The following is an 18544-nucleotide window of genomic DNA, read 5'->3' on the forward strand; positions in this document are numbered from 1 at the left end:
CCTTGCTGGGAGCGGAAGGTATTGGTTGGAACCCGCTGCCCTCACGAAATTCAAGCCGATATCCGCCAAATTTGCCCGCTGGCCGGAACGCGCCCGCTTACTTTATAGTGATCGACCACCCGCCAACCGATGACCGCCTGACAATGTCCCAAGCCCGCCAGATTCTCGTTACCAGCGCCCTTCCCTATGCCAACGGTTCGATCCACATTGGCCATATGCTGGAGTACATCCAGACCGACATGTGGGTGCGTTTCCAGAAGCTGCGCGGCAACCAGGCCGTCTATGTATGCGGCGACGACGCGCACGGCTCGGCGATCATGCTGCGTGCGGAGAAGGAAGGCATCACACCCGAACAACTGATCGACGGCCTTAAGGCGGAGCACAGCGCCGATTTTGCTGGGTTTCTTGTCGACTTCGACAATTACCATTCGACCCACTCCGAGGAGAACCGCGAGCTGTCCGCCGCGATCTACCTCAAGCTGCGCGATGCTGGCCATATCACCACGCGTTCGGTGACCCAGTATTTCGACCCGGAAAAGGGCATGTTTCTGGCCGACCGCTTCATCAAAGGCACCTGCCCGAAATGCGCGACGCCGGACCAGTACGGCGACAACTGCGAGAAATGCGGCGCCACCTACGAGCCCACCGAATTGAAAGATCCGCGCTCGACAATTTCTGGCGCGGTGCCAGTACTGAAGGACTCCAAGCACTTCTTCTTCAAGCTGCCGCAGTTTCAGGAAATGCTCCAGCAGTGGACGCGCAGCGGCACCCTGCAGGAGTCGGTGGCCAACAAGCTCGCCGAATGGCTCGATAGCGGCCTGCACGAGTGGGACATCAGCCGCGATGCGCCCTACTTCGGTTTCGAAATTCCCGACGAGCCGGGCAAGTACTTCTACGTCTGGCTGGATGCGCCGATCGGCTACATGGCCAGCCTCAAGAACCTCTGTGCGCGTCGGCCGGAGCTGGATTTCGACGCGTTCTGGAACAAGGACTCCAGCGCCGAGGTGTACCACTTCATCGGCAAGGACATCGTCAACTTCCACGCCCTGTTCTGGCCGGCCATGCTCGAGGGCGCCGGCTACCGCAAGCCGACCGCCATCAACGTGCACGGCTACCTGACAGTCAATGGCCAGAAGATGTCCAAGTCGCGCGGCACCTTCATCAAGGCGCGCACCTACCTGGATCACCTGAATCCCGAATACCTGCGTTACTACTACGCGGCCAAGCTGGGCCGCGGCGTCGATGACCTGGACCTGAACCTCGAGGACTTCATCCAGAAGGTCAACTCCGACCTGGTCGGCAAGGTGGTCAACATCGCCAGCCGCTGCGCCGGCTTCATCCACAAGGGCAACGCCGGCGTGCTGGTTGCCGCCAACCCGGAGCCGGAGCTGTGGAATGCCTTCCAGAGCGCCGCGCCGAGCATCGCCGACGCCTACGAGAGTCGCGACTTCGCCCGCGCCATGCGTGAGATCATGGCCCTGGCCGACCGCGCCAACGCCTGGATCGCCGACAAGGCGCCCTGGTCGCTGGCCAAGCAGGACGGCAAGGCCGACGAGGTGCAGGCGATCTGCGCCCTGGGCGTCAACCTGTTCCGCCAGCTGGTGATCTTCCTCAAGCCGGTGCTGCCGAACCTGGCACGCGACGCCGAAGCCTTCCTCAACGTCGCACCGCTGACCTGGGCTGACCTGGCCACGCCGCTGGCCGATCATCCGCTCAATCCGTTCAGCCCGCTGCTGGCGCGCATCGAGCCGGCCAAGGTGGAAGCCATGGTCGAAGCCTCCAAGGAAGACCTGGCGGCCGCCGAAGCGCCCACAGGCAATGGCGAACTGAAGAAGGATCCGTTGGCCGCGGAAATCGCCTTCGACGCCTTCGCCGCCGTCGACCTGCGCATCGCGCTGATCGAGAAATGCGAATTCGTCGAGGGCGCCGACAAGCTGCTGCGCCTGACCCTCGATATCGGTGACGAGAAGCGCAACGTTTTCAGCGGCATCAAGAGCGCCTACCCGGACCCGAGCAAGCTCGAGGGCCGCCTGACCCTGTACGTGGCCAACCTGGCCGCGCGCAAGATGAAGTTCGGCGTGTCCGAAGGCATGGTCCTGGCCGCCGGCCCCGGCGGCGAGGAAATCTACCTGCTCAGCCCGGACAGCGGCGCCAAGCCGGGCCAGCGGGTCAAGTAAAATGATTATCGGACCCGGTTCTCCTCACCCAGAGCCGGGAGTTGGTAATTAACGTAATAGGCGGCCGTTTGGCGGTTCATTGTGGGAACGGGCGGGGACGCCTAGTTCACGCCCGCGACTTCGCGCGCATGGCGCGCTCCCACGAAAGCAGGCCGATGTCCGGTATCGTTTTTTTCTGGCGTAGATACGCGCTGGCAAGCCATGCGCGACAGATCGCGAACTGTATCCGAGGTACAGGGATGCTTTTCTCTAAATCCCGTTTTCTCACCACCGCGCTCGCCCTGCTGACGCTGGTCGGCTGCTCACCTTCCGGTGACGGTCGGCCACCGGCCGGCGCTGCATTGCTTGGCGAAACGGCCCAGCAAGGCGCCTTTCTCGCCTATGAACACAGCGTCGGTATCCGCCTGCCGGTCGAGCAGGTCGAGCCGCGCCTGGCTGCCGTGCGCGAGGCGTGCAGCAGCCAGCGCTTCGGCCAGTGCGACCTGCTGGCCATCGAGCAGAGCCAGGGCGCTTACCAGGCGGCCAGCATTACCGTGCGCATCGCACCGGCGGGCGTCGAGCCTCTGGTCGGCTTTGCCGGTGAAGGCGGCGAGCTGCAAAGTCGGCATACGCGCGCCGAGGACCTCGCCCAGGCGGTCAGCGATACCGAACAGCAACGCCAGCGCCTGGAACGCCAGCGCAAGACGCTGCTGCAGTACCAGGCGCGCAGTGACCTGAGCGTCAGCGACATGCTCGCCCTGGCCCGCGAGCTGGCCGACGTGGAAGTGCAACTGGCCGGTAACGCCCAGCAATCGGCGCAGCAGCAACGGCGATTGACCACCAACCTGTTGACCCTGAGCTTCAGCACCGACGGCGAGCCGGTCGGGCGCCTGGCGCGTATCGGCGCCGCGGCCGGCGGCATGCTCGACAACGCCACCGAGGGCGCCACCGAAGCCATCCGCCTACTTGGCTACGGTATTCCCTTCGTCATCATCCTGTTTCCGCTCGCCTTGCTGGTCCGCTGGCTGTGGCGCAAGGCCAGCCGGGTGCGCAACGGCGCCTGAACGAACCCCCGGGTGGTCTTGCCCTGTACCGGGGGCGGCGCATGCCGGATAATGCCCGGCTCACGCTTCAGCCAGACCCGCAACACCGATGATCGACTCTCGCCACCTCACCTGCCCGTACCGTCATGGGTCACGCCCGTGCCGGCATGCCTGGGTGCGCCCATGAGCAGCGCGCAGCGCATCGCCGCCATCGACGCCCTGCTGCCGCAGACGCAATGCGGAAAGTGCGGCCACCCCGGCTGCCTGCCTTACGCCGAAGGCATCGCCGCGGGCGAGGCGATCAACAAGTGTCCACCCGGTGGCACCGCGACCCTTCGCGCCCTGGCCGATCTGCTGCAGGTGCCCGAACTGCCGCTGGCCTTGCCCGCCACGCCGGCCCAGGTGGCGGTGATTCGCGAGGCCGAGTGCATCGGCTGCACCAAATGCATCCAGGCCTGCCCGGTGGATGCCATCGTCGGCGCCGCCAAGCTGATGCACACGGTGATCACCGATGAATGCACGGGCTGCGAGCTGTGCATCGCCCCCTGCCCGGTGGACTGCATCGACCTGATCAGCTTGCCGCCGGCCGAAGCCGCCGTGCAACGCGCCCGGGCCGACCAGTTCCGCACCCGCCATCAGCATCGCCAGGCCCGCCTGGCGCGCCACGATGCCCGCCGCCGCGCGGCTCGCCCGGTACGCCCTGCACCGCTGGAAACGCCCGCCGCCGCGCCCCGGCAGCCCGCCGTGGCGCCCTCGCTGAAGCAGGCGAAGATCGATGCCGCCATGAGCCGTGCTCAGCTGCAAAAGGCCCTGAAGGCCTTTGGTGATAATCCGGATGACGGCCAGCGCCAGCAACTTGCCTCCCTGCAGCAGGCCGCCGAACGCGACCAGCAGCGTCTCACCGCGCTGCAGACAATGCCCGCACAGGAAGCGCCAAGCCTGGGCGAACAGGCCCTCAAGCAGGCCAAGATCGACCTGGCCAGCCACCGCATGGCCCTCAAGGCCGGTGAACGCCGCGGCCTCGACGAACAGGCCCTGGCGCCATTGCGCAGTGCCTATGCCGCCGCCCAGGAGGCTCTGCACCTGGCTGAAGAACGCTGCGGCAAGCCCGCGCCTGCCCGTGTGCTAGTCGACAAGGCTGGGCTCAGCGCACCGCTGCGCCAGTTGAAGACCGATCTGGCCTATGCCCGCGCCGAACTCAGCAAATTGCAGCGCAGCGAACCGGCTGACAGCACCAAGATACGCGATGCCCAAACGCGCCTGGCAGAGGCAGAACGCCGCCTGCAGGCGCACACCAGCGCCAGTTAGAGCGCCACGACAGACCTGATGCCCGAACATGAACGCCGCCAAGCGCCTTGAAATCTTCCGCCGTCTGCACGAAGACAACCCCGAGCCCAAGACCGAGCTGGCCTACAGCACGCCGTTCGAGCTGCTGATCGCGGTGATCCTCTCCGCCCAGGCCACCGACGTGGGCGTCAACAAGGCCACCGCCAAGCTCTACCCGGTGGCCAACACGCCGGAGGCGATCCTCGCCCTGGGCGTCGACGGCCTGAGCGAGTACATCAAGACCATCGGCCTGTATAACAGCAAGGCCCGAAATGTCATCGAGACCTGCCGGATTCTCGTCGAGCAGCACGGCAGCCAGGTGCCGGAAACCCGCGAGGCCCTGGAGGCGCTGCCCGGCGTAGGCCGCAAGACCGCCAACGTGGTGCTCAATACCGCCTTTCGCCAGCTGACCATGGCCGTGGACACGCACATTTTCCGGGTCAGCAACCGCACCGGCATCGCCCCCGGCAAGAACGTGGTGGAGGTCGAGAAGAAGCTGCTCAAGTTCGTGCCCAGGGATTATCTGCTCGACGCGCACCACTGGCTGATCCTCCATGGTCGCTACGTGTGCCAGGCCCGCAAGCCGCGCTGCGGCAGCTGCCGTATCGAGGACCTGTGCGAATACAAGGCGAAGACATCCGACGATTGAAGCTTCATAGCTTTCTGATATGAGTTGATTGAAAAAATCTTTTTTACTCCCTTCACGTTTGCCCTTATAAGGTCGGCAAATGGCCCCTGTAGCCGGGAGTGAAGCGCATGAGCAACGGCAAAGAAGACCTGGAACTGGACGACGACTTCGTCAGCGACGAAACGGACAGCAGCGAAGCCCCGGTGGAAGTGGCGAAAACCAACCTCACCAAGCGACGCATCATCGACAATTTCCTCGAGGAGCGACGCCTGCACAAGCAGCTGGCCGAGTACGACTTCGATCTGTAAGCTGCCGCCACGATCGTGATCCAATGAAAAATGCCCGTGTCGGTGGACACGGGCATTTTTTGTGGCCTACCGTCCCTGGCGGCCACCCTGCGGGCCGTCGCAAGCGACGTCAAAAACTTCTCCCGGAAGTTTTTTGTTTCAGGCGCAGCGAGCCGGTCAGAGCCCGTCGAGAAAGCGCTCCACATCCAGCGCCGCCATGCAGCCGGCACCGGCCGAGGTGATCGCCTGGCGGTAGACGCTATCGGCCACATCGCCCGCGGCGAATACGCCGGGGATGTTGGTGGCGGTGGCATTGCCGTCGCGCCCGCCGTTGACCTGCAGGTAGCCGTCCCTGAGCGCCAGCTGGCCCTCGAAGAGCGCCGTATTGGGCGTATGCCCGATGGCCACGAACAGGCCGTCCACTGCCAGCTCGCGGGTATCGCCGTCACGTTCACGGATGCGCACGCCGGTAACGCCCGAGGCATCGCCAAGTACTGCGTCCACCTCGGCATTCAGGGCCAGCACGATGCGCCCTTCGGCGACCCGCGCCTGCAGCTTGTTCTGCAGGATCTTCTCGGCACGAAAGGCGCCACGGCGATGGATCAGGGTCACGCGGCTGGCGATGTTGGCCAGGTACAGCGCCTCCTCCACGGCGGTATTGCCGCCGCCAACCACCGCCACTTCGCGGTTGCGGTAGAAGAAGCCGTCACAGGTGGCGCAGGCCGAGACGCCCTTGCCCATGAACGCGGTTTCACTGGGCAGCCCCAGGTAACGGGCACTGGCGCCGGTGGCGATGATCAGCGCATCGCAGGTGTAGGAAAGGCTGTCGCCCACCAGGGTGAAGGGCCGCGCCGCGAGATCCACGGCCTGGATGTGGTCGAAGACGATCTCGGTTTCGAAGCGCTCGGCGTGAGCCTGCATGCGCTGCATCAGCTCGGGGCCGGTCAGGCCGTGGGCGTCGCCCGGCCAATTGTCCACTTCGGTGGTGGTGGTCAGCTGCCCGCCGGCCTGCAGGCCGGTGATCAGCAGGGGCTTGAGATTGGCACGGGCGGCGTAGACCGCCGCACTGTAACCCGCAGGGCCGGAACCGAGAATGATCACGCGGGCGTGTCGGCTACTCGACATCAGAGACTCCTCACAGCGCATTGCTGCAAAAAAAAGCCGCCACCTACCAAAAGCGGTCGGACATCGGCGGCTGAACAAGGGACGCGAGCAGACTAGCCGCGGCGGCCCGCTCCAGGGAAATGCGCTTTGCCAATCTCCGGCATAGTCGCGTGCTATCGCCCTGCCCGGCTTTCACCGCGGCGGCAAAATGGGTAAGGTCGCGCCACGTTCACTTGTTGGAGACACCTCGATGCGCGCTCCCGTGCTGTCCGGCCCGCAGTACCTCGGCGAAGGCCTGAAACTGGTCATGAGCCCCGGCCTGCGGCTGTTCGTACTGCTGCCGCTGGCCATCAACCTGATCCTGTTCAGCCTGATGATCGGCTTCGCCGTACAGCAGTTCGGCGGCTGGGTGGACACCTTCATGCCGTCGCTGCCGAGCTGGCTGAGCTTTTTGCAATACATCCTCTGGCCGCTGTTCGTGGTGCTGGTGATACTCATGGTGTTCTTCACCTTCACCATGCTGGCCAATATCGTCGCCGCCCCCTTCAATGGCTTTCTCGCCGAGAAGGTCGAAGTGGTGGTGCGCGGCCAGGACAACTTCCCGCCGTTCAGCTGGGGCGAACTGGTCGCCATGGTGCCGCGCACCCTGGGTCGCGAAGGCCGCAAGCTGGCCTACTTCCTGCCGCGGGCCCTGGGCCTGCTGATCCTGTCGTTCATCCCGGTGGTCAATCTGGTGGCAGCGCCGCTGTGGCTGCTGTTCGGCGTGTGGATGATGGCCATCCAGTACATCGACTATCCCGCCGACAACAACAAGGTCAGCTGGCAGGACATGCTCGCCTGGCTGCGCGAAAAACGTTGGCAGTCCTTGGGTTTCGGCGGCATCACCTACGCAGCCCTGCTGGTCCCTTTCGTGAACATCGTGATGATGCCTGCCGCCGTGGCGGGCGCGACGCTGTTCTGGGTACGTGAAGGGGGTGTGAGCGCAGGCACCGGGGTTGTCACGCAAACGCCACGTTGATGTCACAGACGCTACATGACGGCAGCCCAGACTGCTGTCATGAGCACTCCCCCGCTATTCATCGCCCTGGTCAGCGAGACCTACAGTCCGGAAATCAACGGCGTGGCCAATACCCTTGGCCACCTGGTCAACGGGCTGCGCGCACGCGGCCATCGCCTGCAGTTGATCCGCCCCCGGCAGCACCACGACGCCCCCGCCGCCAATGACGACGACCTGCTGCTCACCCGCGGCTGGCCACTGCCCGGCTACCGCGGCCTGCAGTGGGGCCAGTCGGCTCGTCACAAGTTGCTGCGCCTGTGGCGGCGTCAGCGCCCGGATGTGCTGTATATCGCCACCGAAGGTCCGCTGGGCCTGTCCGCCCTGCGCGCCGCGCGGCGCCTGCGGATACCGGTGATCAGCGGCTTTCACACCAACTTCCAGCAGTACACCGGGCATTACGGCATCACCCTGGTGACCCGCTTGCTGACCAACTACCTGCGCTGGTTCCACAACGCCTCGCGCATGACCCTGGTGCCCAGCCTCAGCCAGCGCTGCGAACTGCAGCGCCGCGGTTTCGAGCGCCTGGAACTGCTCGCCCGCGGTGTGGATGCCGGGCTGTTCAACCCGGCCCGGCGTAGCGATGAACTACGCCGCAGCTGGGGCCTGGCCGAGCAGGACATCGCCGTGCTGCATGTGGGTCGGCTGGCCGCGGAAAAGAACCTGGACCTGCTGGTCAGCACCTTTCAGGCGCTGCAGCGCCAGTCCGCCGGGCTGAACCTGAGGCTGGTGGTGGTCGGTGATGGCCCGCTGCGCGAGCGCCTCCACAAGCAACTGCCGGATGCCCTGTTCTGCGGCATCCAGCGCGGTGAAACCCTGGCGCAGCATTACGCCAGCGGCGATATCTTCCTGTTTCCGAGTCTTTCGGAAACCTTCGGCAACGTGCTGCTCGAGGCCATGGCCTCGGGGCTCGGCGTGGTCGCCTTCGATCAGGCCGCCGCCGCCCAGCATGTGGAGGATGGCCACAATGGCATGCTGGCCAGCGCCGACGATCAGCGCACCTTCATCGAGGCCGCGGGCTGGCTGATGGAGAACAGCGAGAACCTGCGCCGGGTTCGTCTCAATGCCCGTCAGCACGCCGCCAGGCAGAGCTGGTCGAGCATCGTCGAGCAGTTCGAGCAACACCTGCATGCCGCGCGGCTGGACGGCCCGGTACCGAGCGGCGGACGCACGCCAGCCCTGGTGATCGAGACCAAGCGCGCGAATTGAACGAGCGGAAAGATGACGGGCCGCCGGCAGCGGCCCGAGGGTCAGGCCAGGGCCTTCTCGATGGCCTGGATCAGGGCAGGATCATCCGGCGCGGTACGCGGCGAGAAACGCGCGAGCACGCGGCCATCCTGGCCGACCAGAAACTTCTCGAAGTTCCAGGTGATGTCGCCGGGAAACTCCGCGCCTTCACCGGCCAGCAGGCGATACAGCGGATGGCGACCACTGCCGTTGACCTCCAGCTTGCTGCTCAGCGCAAAGGTCACCCCGTAGTTCAGGCTGCAGAACTGGGCGATGGCCGCCTCGTCGTCCGGCTCCTGCCCGGCGAACTGGTTGCAGGGCACACCCAGCACGCTGAAGCCCTGATCCGCATAGGTCTGCTGCAGGCGCTCCAGGCCCGCATACTGCGGCGTGAGCCCGCATTTGGAGGCGACGTTGACCACCAGCACCACCTTGCCTTTGAGCGGAGCCAGCGGCAGCTCCTGGCCGTCCAATGCGTGCAATGTCAGGTCGTGAAAGGCGCTCATGATGGGTGCTCCGGGTAACGCGAAAGGCAGTGAGAAAAAGACAAAAAAGGCGCCTGAAAAGGCGCCTTTCCATGACTGCAGCTTAGCAGCCACTCATGATCATCTGCCAGCAGCGACCGATCCGCTGCCGACATACGGATCAGTGGTGATGACCACCCTCGCCATGGATGTGACCATGGGCAATCTCTTCCTGGCTGGCGTCACGCACGTTGACGACTTTGACCGCGAAATTGAGGCGCTGGCCAGCCAGCGGGTGGTTGCCGTCGACGATCACATCGTCGCCTTCCAGTTCGCGGATGGTGACGATCTGCATGCCGCCGTCCGGGCCGGAGGCGTGGAACTGCATGCCGACTTCCAGCTCGTCGACGCCTTCGAACATCGAACGGTTCAGGGTGGCGACCAGCTCGGCGCTGTACTCGCCATAGGCTTCTTCCGGCTCGACGGCAACCTTGACCTCGTCACCGGCCTGCTTGCCGACCAGGGCCTTCTCGAGACCGACGATGATGTTGCCGGCACCGTGCAGGTAAACCAGCGGCGCGCCGCCAGCGGAACTATCGATCACCTCGCCGGCATCGTTGGTCAGGGTATAGTCGATGGAAACGGCCTTGTTGGCGGCGATCTGCATGGGGGCGAACCTTTTGCTCGAGGAAAATGAACGTGAGAGTGTAACCAACGGCGGGGGTGAAAGCGACCCAAGCCCAGACGGGCGGGCCGCGTCGACGGTTACCCTGGTCGGTTTTGAGCAAGATCATGACGGCCACTGGGTCGCTGCCTTATCTTGTGGTCATACTCAACACCTGCGCCATCAGCCGCCCTGGCAAAATCGCCCCTGGGTGCTCGACGCGGCGCAGCGGCACGCGCATATCGGCACGAACTTCACCTGCGGCTGGTGTGTCGCAACACTGGCTCCAACGCCTCCCGATGCTAAGGACTCTTGAATGCCCGCACGCAATATTCTGGTGATCAATTGCGGTAGTTCCTCCATCAAGTTCGCCCTGGTCGACCCCGACCAGCAGGCGTTCGCCATCAGCGGTCTGGCCGAGCGTCTCGGCAGCGCCGACGCGGTATTGCACTGGCAACGCGATGGCATCAAGCACAGCCAGGCGATTGCAAACGATGATCACCGTGCAGCGCTCGCTCATCTGCTTCAGCGCGTGCAGGAAGCCAGCGGCGGCCAACTGAATGGCATCGGCCACCGGGTGGTACATGGCGGCGAGCACTTCACCAGCGCCAAGCGCCTGGACGACGACGTGATCGCCGCGATTCGCGCCGTCGCGCCCCTGGCGCCGCTGCACAACCCGGCCGGCCTGCTGGGCATCGAGGCGGCCCTGGCGCTGTACCCCGAGCTGCCCCAGGTGGCGGTGTTCGACACGGCCTTCCACCAGAGCCTCCCCGAGCACGCCTTCCGCTACGCGGTGCCGGAACAGCTGTACCGCGACCACGGCGTGCGCCGTTACGGCTTCCACGGCACCAGCCACCGCTTCGTCAGTGCCCGTGCCGCCGAGCTGACCGGCCTGGCGGCGGGCGACAGTGCCTGGCTGGTCGCCCACCTGGGCAATGGCTGCTCGACCTGCGCGGTGCTCGACGGCGAGAGCCGCGACACCAGCATGGGCCTGACGCCCCTCGAAGGCCTGGTAATGGGCACCCGCAGTGGCGACGTGGACCCCAACCTGCACAGCCACCTCGCGCGCACCCTGGGCTGGAGCCTGGAGCAGATCGACCGCATGCTCAACCATGACAGCGGCCTGCTTGGCCTGTCGGGCCTGTCCAACGACATGCGCAGCCTCGAGCAGGCCCGCGAAGAGGGTCATGCCGGCGCCACCCTGGCCATCGAGGTGTTCTGCTACCGCCTGGCCAAATCCCTGGCGGCCATGAGCTGCGCCCTGCCGCGCCTGGACGGGCTGATCTTCACCGGCGGCATCGGCGAGAACTCACCGCTGATCCGCAGCAGGACGGTGGCCCACCTCGGCCTGCTCGGCCTCAAGCTCGACGAGGCGGCCAACGCGCGTTGCCTGCGAGGCGTCAGCGGGCCGATCCACGCGCCAGACCATACCCGGGTGCTGGTGGTGCCGACCAACGAAGAGCGGCAGATCGCCCTCGACACCCTGGCGCTGCTCGACTGATTACGGAGAACCCCATGCACACCTTTTTCATCTCGCCGACCGGTTTCGGCGTCGGCCTCACCTCCATCAGCCTGGGCCTGGTCGGTGCGCTGGAGCGCGCCGGGCTCAAGGTGGGCTTCTTCAAGCCCATCGCCCAGCCGCATCAGGGTGACGCCGGCCCCGAGCGTTCCAGCGAACTGGTGGCCCGCACCCACGGCCTGCATTCGCCCAAGCCCCTGGCCCTCGCCCACGTCGAGCGGCGCCTCGGTGACGGCGACCTGGACGAGCTGCTCGAGGAGATCATCAGCCTCTACCAGGAAGCCGCCAAGGACAAGGACGTGGTGATCGTCGAAGGCATGGTGCCGACCCGTCAGGCCAGCTACGCCGCGCGGGTCAACTTTCACCTGGCCAAGAGCCTGGATGCCGACGTGATCCTGGTCTCGGCCCAGGAGCAGGAAACCCTCGGCGAGCTGTGCGACCGCGTGGAAATCCAGGCCCAGCAGTTCGGCGGCCCGAAGGACCCCAAGGTACTCGGCGTGATCCTCAACAAGATCCGCAGCGACGATGGCCTGGAGGCCTTCACCGCACGCCTGCGCGAACAGTCCTCGCTGCTGCGCCACCCGGAATTTCGCCTGCTCGGTTGCATCCCGTGGCTCGACGAACTGAACGCGCCGCGTACCCGCGACATCGCCGAACTGCTCGGCGCGCGCATTCTCAATGCCGGCGACTACGAACAGCGGCGCATGCTCAAGATCGTGCTCTGCGCCCGTGCCGTGGCCAACACCGTGCAGTTGCTCAAACCCGGCACCCTGGTGGTCACCCCAGGTGACCGCGACGACATCATCCTCGCCGCCAGCCTGGCGGCCATGAACGGTATGCCGCTGGCCGGCCTGCTGCTGTGCAGCGACTTCGCCCCCGACCCGCGCATCATGGAACTGTGCCGCGGCGCCCTGCAGAGCGGCCTGCCGGTGATGACGGTGAGTACCGGCTCCTACGACACGGCCACCAACCTGAACCGCTTGAACAAGGAAATCCCGGTCGACGACAAGGAACGCGCCGAGAAGGTCGCCGACTTCGTCGCCAGCCACCTGGACCACGACTGGCTGGCCGCCCGCTGCGGCAGTCCGCGTGAGTTGCGCCTGTCGCCGCCGGCGTTCCGTTACCAGCTGGTGCAGCAGGCCAAGGCGGCCAACAAGCGCATTGTCCTGCCCGAGGGCGCCGAGCCACGCACCGTGCAGGCCGCTGCCATCTGCCAGGCCCGTGGCATCGCCCGTTGCGTGCTGCTGGCCAAGCCGGAAGAAGTCCACAGCGTGGCGCAGGCCCAGGGCATCGAGCTGCCGCCAGGGCTGGAGATCCTCGACCCGGACCTGATCCGCGAGCGCTATGTCGAGCCGATGGTCGAGCTGCGCAAGGGCAAGGGCCTCAACGCGCCGATGGCCAGCGCCCAGCTCGAAGACACCGTGGTGCTGGGCACCATGATGCTCGCCCTGGACGAGGTCGACGGCCTGGTTTCCGGTGCCGTGCACACCACTGCCAACACCATCCGCCCGGCACTGCAGCTGATCAAGACCGCGCCCGGTTACAACCTGGTGTCGTCGGTATTCTTCATGCTGCTGCCGGACCAGGTGCTGGTGTATGGCGACTGTGCGGTCAACCCGGACCCCAACGCCGAGCAACTGGCGGAAATCGCCCTGCAGAGCGCCAGCTCCGCCCAGGCCTTCGGCATCCCGCCGCGGGTAGCGATGCTCAGCTATTCCACCGGTGATTCGGGCAGCGGCGAGGAAGTGGAAAAGGTTCGCGAGGCCACGCGCCTGGCGCGCCAAGCCAATCCGCAGTTGCTGGTCGACGGCCCGCTGCAGTACGACGCCGCGGCCATCGAAAGCGTCGGCCGGCAAAAGGCTCCCAACAGCCCGGTGGCCGGTCGCGCCACGGTGTTCATCTTCCCCGACCTGAACACCGGCAACACCACCTACAAGGCGGTGCAGCGCAGCGCCGACTGCATCAGCGTCGGGCCCATGCTGCAGGGCTTGCGCAAGCCGGTGAACGACCTGTCGCGCGGCGCATTGGTCGACGACATCGTCTTCACCATCGCCCTGACCGCCATCCAGGCCGCCAATATGCGCCAGTGAAACGGGCCGATCCGAACGCCGGTGACACACCCGGCATTCGGATCGACTTGCAGTTCCATCACCAATGGTTACCCTGTGCGCCATTCACGCCCGGCACGCTTGCCGGGCGCCAACCTGCCTGAGGTTCGCACGTCCATGCTGCACTTCCTGCCTGCCCCACTGCTCGGCCTTTTGGGCAGCGTTTCGCTGGCGTTGAACACGCTGTTCTGGTGCTGGCCGCTGTTCGCCGTCACCCTGCTGCGCATCGTCCTGCCCCTGCCGCTGGTGCAACGTGGCTGCGACCGCCTGATGATTGTCATCCAGGAGGGCTGGATAAGTTGTAACAAGGCATGGATGAACCTGCTGGGTAAAACCCGCTGGCATATCGAGGGTGACCAGCGCTTCGATTACGAGCACTCCTACCTGGTTACCAGTAACCACCAGAGCTGGGTGGACATCCTGGTGCTGCAGTCCCTGCTCAACCGGCGCATCCGCCCGCTGAAATTCTTCCTCAAGCAGGAGCTGATCTGGGTGCCGGTGATCGGCCTGTGCTGGTGGGCGCTGGGCTTTCCCTTCATGAAACGCTACTCGAAGGAATACCTGGCCAGACACCCGGAAAAGAAGGGCAAGGACCTGCAGACCACCCGCCGCACCTGCGCCAAGTTTCGCCACAACCCGGTGGGCATCTTCAATTTCGTCGAAGGCACCCGCTTCACCCCGGCCAAGCACCAGGAGCAACGGTCGCCCTACCGCTACCTGCTCAAGCCGAAGGCCGGCGGCCTGGCCTTCGTGCTCGATGCCATGGGCGAGCAGTTGCACGGCATGATCAACGTGACCCTGCATTACCCCCAGGGCAGCCCGGGTTTCTGGACCCTGCTCAGCGGGCAGCTCGACGAAGTGGTGGTGGTGGTCGAGCAGCTACCGATCCCGGATCGTTTCATCGGCCGCGCCTATGACCAGGACGAGGCCTATCGCAAGGATTTCCAGCAGTGGATCAATACGCTCTGGGAATCCAAGGACGGCTTGCTGGAGCGCTTGCACCAGCAGCATCCTTAGGACCTGTTCAGGATCTTTTCAGGCGACATGAAAGAGGCTGCTACAAGGCAAAAGCGGTCGTTCGCGTAACTCGTAGGAGGGGCTTTAGCCCCGAACTCTTTACGTTCCAGACTAGATGCGAGAGCTGGGCTTGCCAGCGTTATCGCGTTGTTCATACGTTCGGTTCCGCTCTGTCGAGCGGGTTTCTTTTGGCATCGCCCTGTACGGACCGGAGACATAGCTGACAGGTGTACGGGGACATGGTTGACACTTTCGGTGAGTAGACCTTGCCGGGAGTCCCACCATGCCCTGGAATACGAGAGATGCTATGAGCCTGAAGGAAGAGTTCGTTGCCTTGGCGTTAGATGCCGCCAGCAACCGACGAGAGTTATGTCGGCGTTTCGGTATCAGTCCGCAAACAGCATACAAATGGCTACGCCGCTATGCAGAGCATGGCTCCGAAGGATTGCAGGAGCACTCAAGGCGGCCGCACAGCAGCCCCTCTCAGACGCTACCGGATCTTGAGGCAAAGGTTGTCGCCTTGCGTCGCGAGCACCCTGCCTGGGGCGGGCGCAAGATTAGCCATGTGCTGAACTGTTCCATTGCGCCCAGCACGGTCACCAATGTTTTGCATCGACACGGCTTGGTCGAGCCAGCAGGCGAGGAGATCAAGAAGCCTTGGCTGCGCTTTGAGCATGATGCGCCCAATGACCTCTGGCAGATGGACTTCAAAGGCTATTTTCAGACCGCTGAGGGTCATTGCCACCCACTTACCGTGGTGGACGATCACTCGCGCTTCAGCCTTGCGATCCAGGCTTGTGGCAATCAACAGCGTCTGACGGTTCAGGAGAAGCTCATTGAGATCTTTCGCTGTTACGGTTTACCGGCGCGCATCAATGTGGATAACGGCCCGCCCTGGGGGTCACCACGTAACCCGGGAGAACTCTCTGAGCTCGGTGTTTGGCTGGTCAGGCTAGGCGTCAGGTTAAGTTTCAGCCGTCCTTACCATCCTCAAACCAATGGTAAGTGCGAGCGATTTCATCGAGCACTCAAGCTCGAAGCCCTCAAGGGCAAACACTTTCATAGTTTGGATGAGGCGCAAGCCGCCTTGGATCGCTGGCGCAACATCTACAACCATCAACGGCCTCACGAAGCCCTGGGCTATCAGGTGCCGATGTCACGTTACCGCATGAGCCCCTGGCGATTTCCTGAGACGCTGCCTGAGTTCGAATATGGCGTGGATGACGTGCTGACCAAGGTCTATCACAACCGCTTGCGCTTCAGGAAACGCTACTTCCGTGTCGCCAAAGGGCTAGCTGGGCAACTGGTTGCTGTCCGTCCTCGTGCAGACAGTGACTTATTATTTGACCTGTATTTTTGTCATCACCATCTTCGAACCATCGACCTGAACATGCCGGATTATTAGCGTCCATAATGTGTCAACCATGTCCCCGCACATGCGTCCACTATGTCTCCGGTCCGTACAGCATTGCCCCAAAAGTAACCAAAAGGTCTAGCCCCGACATCCGGCCCCAGCTGCGCTGGGGTTCCCTCGTTGCATCGTCGTTCCGGGGGCCGGCCTGGAAGGGCCATCCCTGGCCCATCAGGCCTCTCGCCGCATCCATGCGGCTCGTCCCCCTATACAACGATTCCACTCGGCCTCCTGAAGGGGCAATTGGTGTCGTCTACTAATTTTGTGGCATGAGGAGCGCCAAAAAGGCAAAGCGGCTGAACGGTCGCTTACGCCACTTAGCTGCCAAAATCGACGAACCTCGGCTTGAAGACTTTGAACAGGTTCTTAGGTTCTTGCCGCCTCGTAGAAGCGGTACTGCCGGCGCCCACCGCGCTTGGCCGCGTACATCGCCGTGTCGGCCGCCCGCAGCAGGTCTTCGACCGTGCTGCCGTCGGTGGGCAAGCAGGCGATGCCGATGCTGACCCCCAATCCCGCCAGGTCGCCCTCGCCGGCTTGGTCGGCTAGCTGCTGGACCAGCTTCTGCGCCACCGAGGCCGCCTCGGCCGGGCTACCCAGGCTGTCGAGGATCACCGTGAATTCATCACCGCCGATGCGGGCCAGGCGGTCATAGGGCCGCAGGCAGCCCTTGAGCTGGGCGCTGACCTGGCGCAGCACCTGATCGCCGCGCTCGTGGCCCAAGGTGTCGTTGATGCGCTTGAAGCCATCCAGATCCAGGTACAGCAAGGCAGCCTTCTGGCCGGTGCGCTGGTGACGGGCGATCGAGGCCTGCAACTCCTGCAGAAAGCCACGGCGGTTGAGCAACCCGGTCAGGGCATCGGTGATGACCAGTGATTCGAGCTGCTGGTGCAGGTCGCGCACCACCGACATGTCCAGCGCCAGCAGGACCATGCCATGTCCGTCGTCCGGCAGCGGCGAGCAGGAGAGCGCCACCGGCACGGCAGCGCCCTCCCGGGTACGCAGGTTGGCATCATGCAGGCGCAGATGCTCGCGGCGCTGCCAATGCTGGTAGAAGCTCGAATCCGGCCACTGCACGGGGCCGGCAACATCGACCCAGTCCAGCAGTTGGCTGCCCGTCAACTCGCCCTCCTGGCAGCCGAGCATGCGGGTGATCGCCGGGTTGGCGAAGCGGATACGCCCCTCCTCGCCGACCACCAGAATGCCTTCGGCGGTGTTGTCGAGAATCGAGGCATTGAAGGCCCGCTCGCGCTCCAGTTGCCGGGTCAGGCGCAGCAGATCACGGCGATGGCGCTCGTGTTCGAGCAGCGCGCGCACCTTGTGCAACAGCATCGCCGGCTGCACCGGCTTGGCGATGAAGTCCATCGCGCCGGCGCCATAGCCCTTGCCGAGGATCTCGTCGGTCTGCGTCATACCGGAGATGAAGATGATCGGTGTCAGGCGGGTGTGCGGGTCATGGCGCATGCGCCGCGCCACCTCGAAACCGTCCATGCGGGGCATCTGCACATCGAGCAGCACCAGCGCCACCTCGCCCTGGGCCAGGTACTCGAGGGCCTTGGCGCCCGAGTCCACGCAGTGAACCGGCTGCTCGATGGCTTCGAGCAGTTCCTGCATGTCGTCCAGATTGTCCTGGCGATCATCGACGACGAGAATTTCCAGCGGCTCATCCCGATCCGGCACCACGTTTACCTCCCTGCCTGCGTCGCTTCATGGCTCGACCCTTGATCAGCAGAGTCTAGCTCTCGCCTGCGGCGTAGCCACATCCATCGAATCGACAGACAATAAAAACCCCGCCGAAGCGGGGTTTCCAATACGGGCTGACAGGATCACAGCGGGCGCAGGTTGATTTCCACGCGGCGATTCTGTGCGCGACCTGCTTCGTTGGCATTGCTGGCAATCGGCTGATTCGGGCCTGCGCCGTAGGCCGAGATGCGCGAGGAAGCCACGCCGTTGGCAGCCAGGTACGAGGCTACGCTCTGGGCACGGCGGGTGGACAGGCTCTGGTTCAGCTCGGCCGAACCGGTGCTGTCGGTATGGCCGACGATGTTCACGCCGTTCTTGTTGAATTCCTTGAAGGTCAGCACCAGCGAGTTGAGCGTTGGGTAGAAGCTGCTGGAGATGTCCGCCGAATTGCTGGCGAAGGTGATGTTGCCCGGCATGATCAGGGTCAGGTCATTGCCATTGCGCTGCACCTGCACGCCCGTGCCCTGCAGCTGCTGACGCAGCTTGGCTTCCTGGGTGTCGACGTAATAGCCGTAGCCGCCACCGGCTGCACCACCAACGGCAGCGCCGATCAGCGCGCCCTTCTTGCGGTCTTTCTTGCTCGAGGTGGCAGCACCGACCGCGGCACCGGCCAGCGCGCCCACGCCGCCGTAGATACCGGCCTTGCCCGCCTGGCTTTCACCGGTATAGGGGTTGACCGTACAGCCGGACAGAACAGCGAAAACGGCCGTTGCGGCAATCAGGGAGCGGAGTTTGATCATGGGTCATCCTTAGTCGTTTTGCGGAGAGAGGCAGACTTTTATCCGCGGCTTCGAGC

17 protein-coding genes are annotated in these 18544 nt (G+C 64.4%); 12 read left to right on the forward strand and 5 right to left on the reverse strand.

The window, feature by feature from the left end; genetic code table 11:
• The first annotated feature begins 143 nt into the window (after window positions 1–143).
• From metG to K8U54_RS04150, 5 genes are all read left to right on the forward strand, one after another.
• Complete coding sequence (metG, locus tag K8U54_RS04130; protein ID WP_249908994.1) at window positions 144–2177, forward strand: methionine--tRNA ligase; 2034 nt, start codon at window positions 144–146, stop codon at window positions 2175–2177.
• A gap of 239 nt (window positions 2178–2416) precedes the next feature.
• Window positions 2417–3220 (forward strand): DUF4349 domain-containing protein, encoded by an 804-nt coding sequence (locus tag K8U54_RS04135; RefSeq protein WP_249908995.1) that lies wholly within the window; start codon window positions 2417–2419, stop codon window positions 3218–3220.
• 162 nt (window positions 3221–3382) lie between these two features.
• The gene (locus tag K8U54_RS04140; RefSeq protein ID WP_249908996.1) at window positions 3383–4507 is read left to right on the forward strand and encodes an RnfABCDGE type electron transport complex subunit B; all 1125 of its coding nucleotides are present in this window, start codon (window positions 3383–3385) and stop codon (window positions 4505–4507) included.
• A gap of 28 nt (window positions 4508–4535) precedes the next feature.
• Window positions 4536–5174 (forward strand): endonuclease III, encoded by a 639-nt coding sequence (gene nth / locus K8U54_RS04145; RefSeq protein WP_111460612.1) that lies wholly within the window; start codon window positions 4536–4538, stop codon window positions 5172–5174.
• Window positions 5175–5281: 107 nt separating this feature from the next.
• Window positions 5282–5461, forward strand: coding sequence for a PA3496 family putative envelope integrity protein (locus K8U54_RS04150; RefSeq protein WP_013792455.1), 180 nt, complete (start codon window positions 5282–5284; stop codon window positions 5459–5461).
• A gap of 156 nt (window positions 5462–5617) precedes the next feature.
• Here the strand turns inward: K8U54_RS04150 and trxB are convergent, their stop codons facing one another.
• A complete protein-coding gene (gene trxB / locus K8U54_RS04155) occupies window positions 5618–6565 on the reverse strand; it encodes a thioredoxin-disulfide reductase (protein WP_434059985.1) in 948 nt (315 codons plus the stop codon).
• Window positions 6566–6794: 229 nt separating this feature from the next.
• Here trxB and cysZ point away from each other — a divergent pair, with 229 nt between their 5' ends.
• Window positions 6795–7562 carry a sulfate transporter CysZ gene (gene cysZ / locus K8U54_RS04160; RefSeq protein ID WP_249908997.1) on the forward strand — a complete coding sequence of 256 codons (768 nt, stop codon included), beginning with the start codon at window positions 6795–6797 and terminating at the stop codon, window positions 7560–7562.
• A 39-nt stretch (window positions 7563–7601) separates the two neighbouring features.
• Complete coding sequence (locus K8U54_RS04165; protein ID WP_249908998.1) at window positions 7602–8807, forward strand: glycosyltransferase family 4 protein; 1206 nt, start codon at window positions 7602–7604, stop codon at window positions 8805–8807.
• Between the two features lie 41 nt (window positions 8808–8848).
• Here the strand turns inward: K8U54_RS04165 and K8U54_RS04170 are convergent, their stop codons facing one another.
• The gene (locus K8U54_RS04170) at window positions 8849–9331 is read right to left on the reverse strand and encodes a glutathione peroxidase (protein ID WP_249908999.1); all 483 of its coding nucleotides are present in this window, start codon (window positions 9329–9331) and stop codon (window positions 8849–8851) included.
• A gap of 139 nt (window positions 9332–9470) precedes the next feature.
• Window positions 9471–9956: an FKBP-type peptidyl-prolyl cis-trans isomerase gene (locus K8U54_RS04175; RefSeq protein WP_070887949.1), complete on the reverse strand. Its 486-nt coding sequence runs from the start codon at window positions 9954–9956 to the stop codon at window positions 9471–9473.
• On the opposite strand from K8U54_RS04175, the gene K8U54_RS04180 reads away from it, so the two are divergent.
• The 5 genes from K8U54_RS04180 to K8U54_RS04200 all read left to right on the forward strand — a co-directional run bounded on the left by K8U54_RS04180 (window position 9925) and on the right by K8U54_RS04200 (window position 16002).
• A complete protein-coding gene (locus tag K8U54_RS04180; protein ID WP_249909000.1) occupies window positions 9925–10269 on the forward strand; it encodes a DUF3565 domain-containing protein in 345 nt (114 codons plus the stop codon). The two genes, K8U54_RS04175 and K8U54_RS04180, sit on opposite strands and share 32 nt — an antisense overlap.
• A complete protein-coding gene (locus tag K8U54_RS04185) occupies window positions 10270–11454 on the forward strand; it encodes an acetate kinase (RefSeq protein ID WP_249909001.1) in 1185 nt (394 codons plus the stop codon).
• Window positions 11455–11468: 14 nt separating this feature from the next.
• Window positions 11469–13562 carry a phosphate acetyltransferase gene (gene pta / locus K8U54_RS04190; RefSeq protein ID WP_070887951.1) on the forward strand — a complete coding sequence of 698 codons (2094 nt, stop codon included), beginning with the start codon at window positions 11469–11471 and terminating at the stop codon, window positions 13560–13562.
• 135 nt (window positions 13563–13697) lie between these two features.
• On the forward strand, window positions 13698–14597 hold the full coding sequence (locus K8U54_RS04195) for an acyltransferase (RefSeq protein WP_249909002.1): 900 nt from the start codon (window positions 13698–13700) through the stop codon (window positions 14595–14597).
• Between the two features lie 283 nt (window positions 14598–14880).
• On the forward strand, window positions 14881–16002 hold the full coding sequence (locus K8U54_RS04200; RefSeq protein WP_249906888.1) for an IS481 family transposase: 1122 nt from the start codon (window positions 14881–14883) through the stop codon (window positions 16000–16002).
• Between the two features lie 372 nt (window positions 16003–16374).
• Here the strand turns inward: K8U54_RS04200 and K8U54_RS04205 are convergent, their stop codons facing one another.
• Both K8U54_RS04205 and K8U54_RS04210 read right to left on the reverse strand, forming a co-directional pair.
• On the reverse strand, window positions 16375–17688 hold the full coding sequence (locus K8U54_RS04205; RefSeq protein WP_249909003.1) for a GGDEF domain-containing response regulator: 1314 nt from the start codon (window positions 17686–17688) through the stop codon (window positions 16375–16377).
• A gap of 143 nt (window positions 17689–17831) precedes the next feature.
• Complete coding sequence (locus K8U54_RS04210; protein ID WP_249909004.1) at window positions 17832–18488, reverse strand: OmpA family protein; 657 nt, start codon at window positions 18486–18488, stop codon at window positions 17832–17834.
• Window positions 18489–18544 lie beyond the last annotated feature (56 nt).

This window comes from Pseudomonas fulva (assembly GCF_023517795.1).
Lineage (GTDB): Bacteria > Pseudomonadota > Gammaproteobacteria > Pseudomonadales > Pseudomonadaceae > Aquipseudomonas > Aquipseudomonas fulva_D.

Bases quoted from the DNA above. Each gene is read 5' to 3' on its own strand.
- K8U54_RS04165 (WP_249908998.1), top strand. From the start codon at position 7,602: ATGAGCACTCCCCCGCTATTCATCGCCCTGGTCAGCGAGACCTACAGT.
- nth (WP_111460612.1), top strand. From the start codon at position 4,536: ATGAACGCCGCCAAGCGCCTTGAAATCTTCCGCCGTCTGCACGAAGAC.
- pta (WP_070887951.1), top strand. From the start codon at position 11,469: ATGCACACCTTTTTCATCTCGCCGACCGGTTTCGGCGTCGGCCTCACC.
- K8U54_RS04185 (WP_249909001.1), top strand. From the start codon at position 10,270: ATGCCCGCACGCAATATTCTGGTGATCAATTGCGGTAGTTCCTCCATC.
- K8U54_RS04170 (WP_249908999.1), bottom strand. From the start codon at position 9,331: ATGAGCGCCTTTCACGACCTGACATTGCACGCATTGGACGGCCAGGAG.
- trxB (WP_434059985.1), bottom strand. From the start codon at position 6,565: ATGTCGAGTAGCCGACACGCCCGCGTGATCATTCTCGGTTCCGGCCCT.
- K8U54_RS04175 (WP_070887949.1), bottom strand. From the start codon at position 9,956: ATGCAGATCGCCGCCAACAAGGCCGTTTCCATCGACTATACCCTGACC.
- metG (WP_249908994.1), top strand. From the start codon at position 144: ATGTCCCAAGCCCGCCAGATTCTCGTTACCAGCGCCCTTCCCTATGCC.
- cysZ (WP_249908997.1), top strand. From the start codon at position 6,795: ATGCGCGCTCCCGTGCTGTCCGGCCCGCAGTACCTCGGCGAAGGCCTG.
- K8U54_RS04180 (WP_249909000.1), top strand. From the start codon at position 9,925: ATGGAAACGGCCTTGTTGGCGGCGATCTGCATGGGGGCGAACCTTTTG.
- K8U54_RS04210 (WP_249909004.1), bottom strand. From the start codon at position 18,488: ATGATCAAACTCCGCTCCCTGATTGCCGCAACGGCCGTTTTCGCTGTT.
- K8U54_RS04195 (WP_249909002.1), top strand. From the start codon at position 13,698: ATGCTGCACTTCCTGCCTGCCCCACTGCTCGGCCTTTTGGGCAGCGTT.
- K8U54_RS04150 (WP_013792455.1), top strand. From the start codon at position 5,282: ATGAGCAACGGCAAAGAAGACCTGGAACTGGACGACGACTTCGTCAGC.
- K8U54_RS04200 (WP_249906888.1), top strand. From the start codon at position 14,881: ATGCCCTGGAATACGAGAGATGCTATGAGCCTGAAGGAAGAGTTCGTT.
- K8U54_RS04135 (WP_249908995.1), top strand. From the start codon at position 2,417: ATGCTTTTCTCTAAATCCCGTTTTCTCACCACCGCGCTCGCCCTGCTG.
- K8U54_RS04140 (WP_249908996.1), top strand. From the start codon at position 3,383: ATGAGCAGCGCGCAGCGCATCGCCGCCATCGACGCCCTGCTGCCGCAG.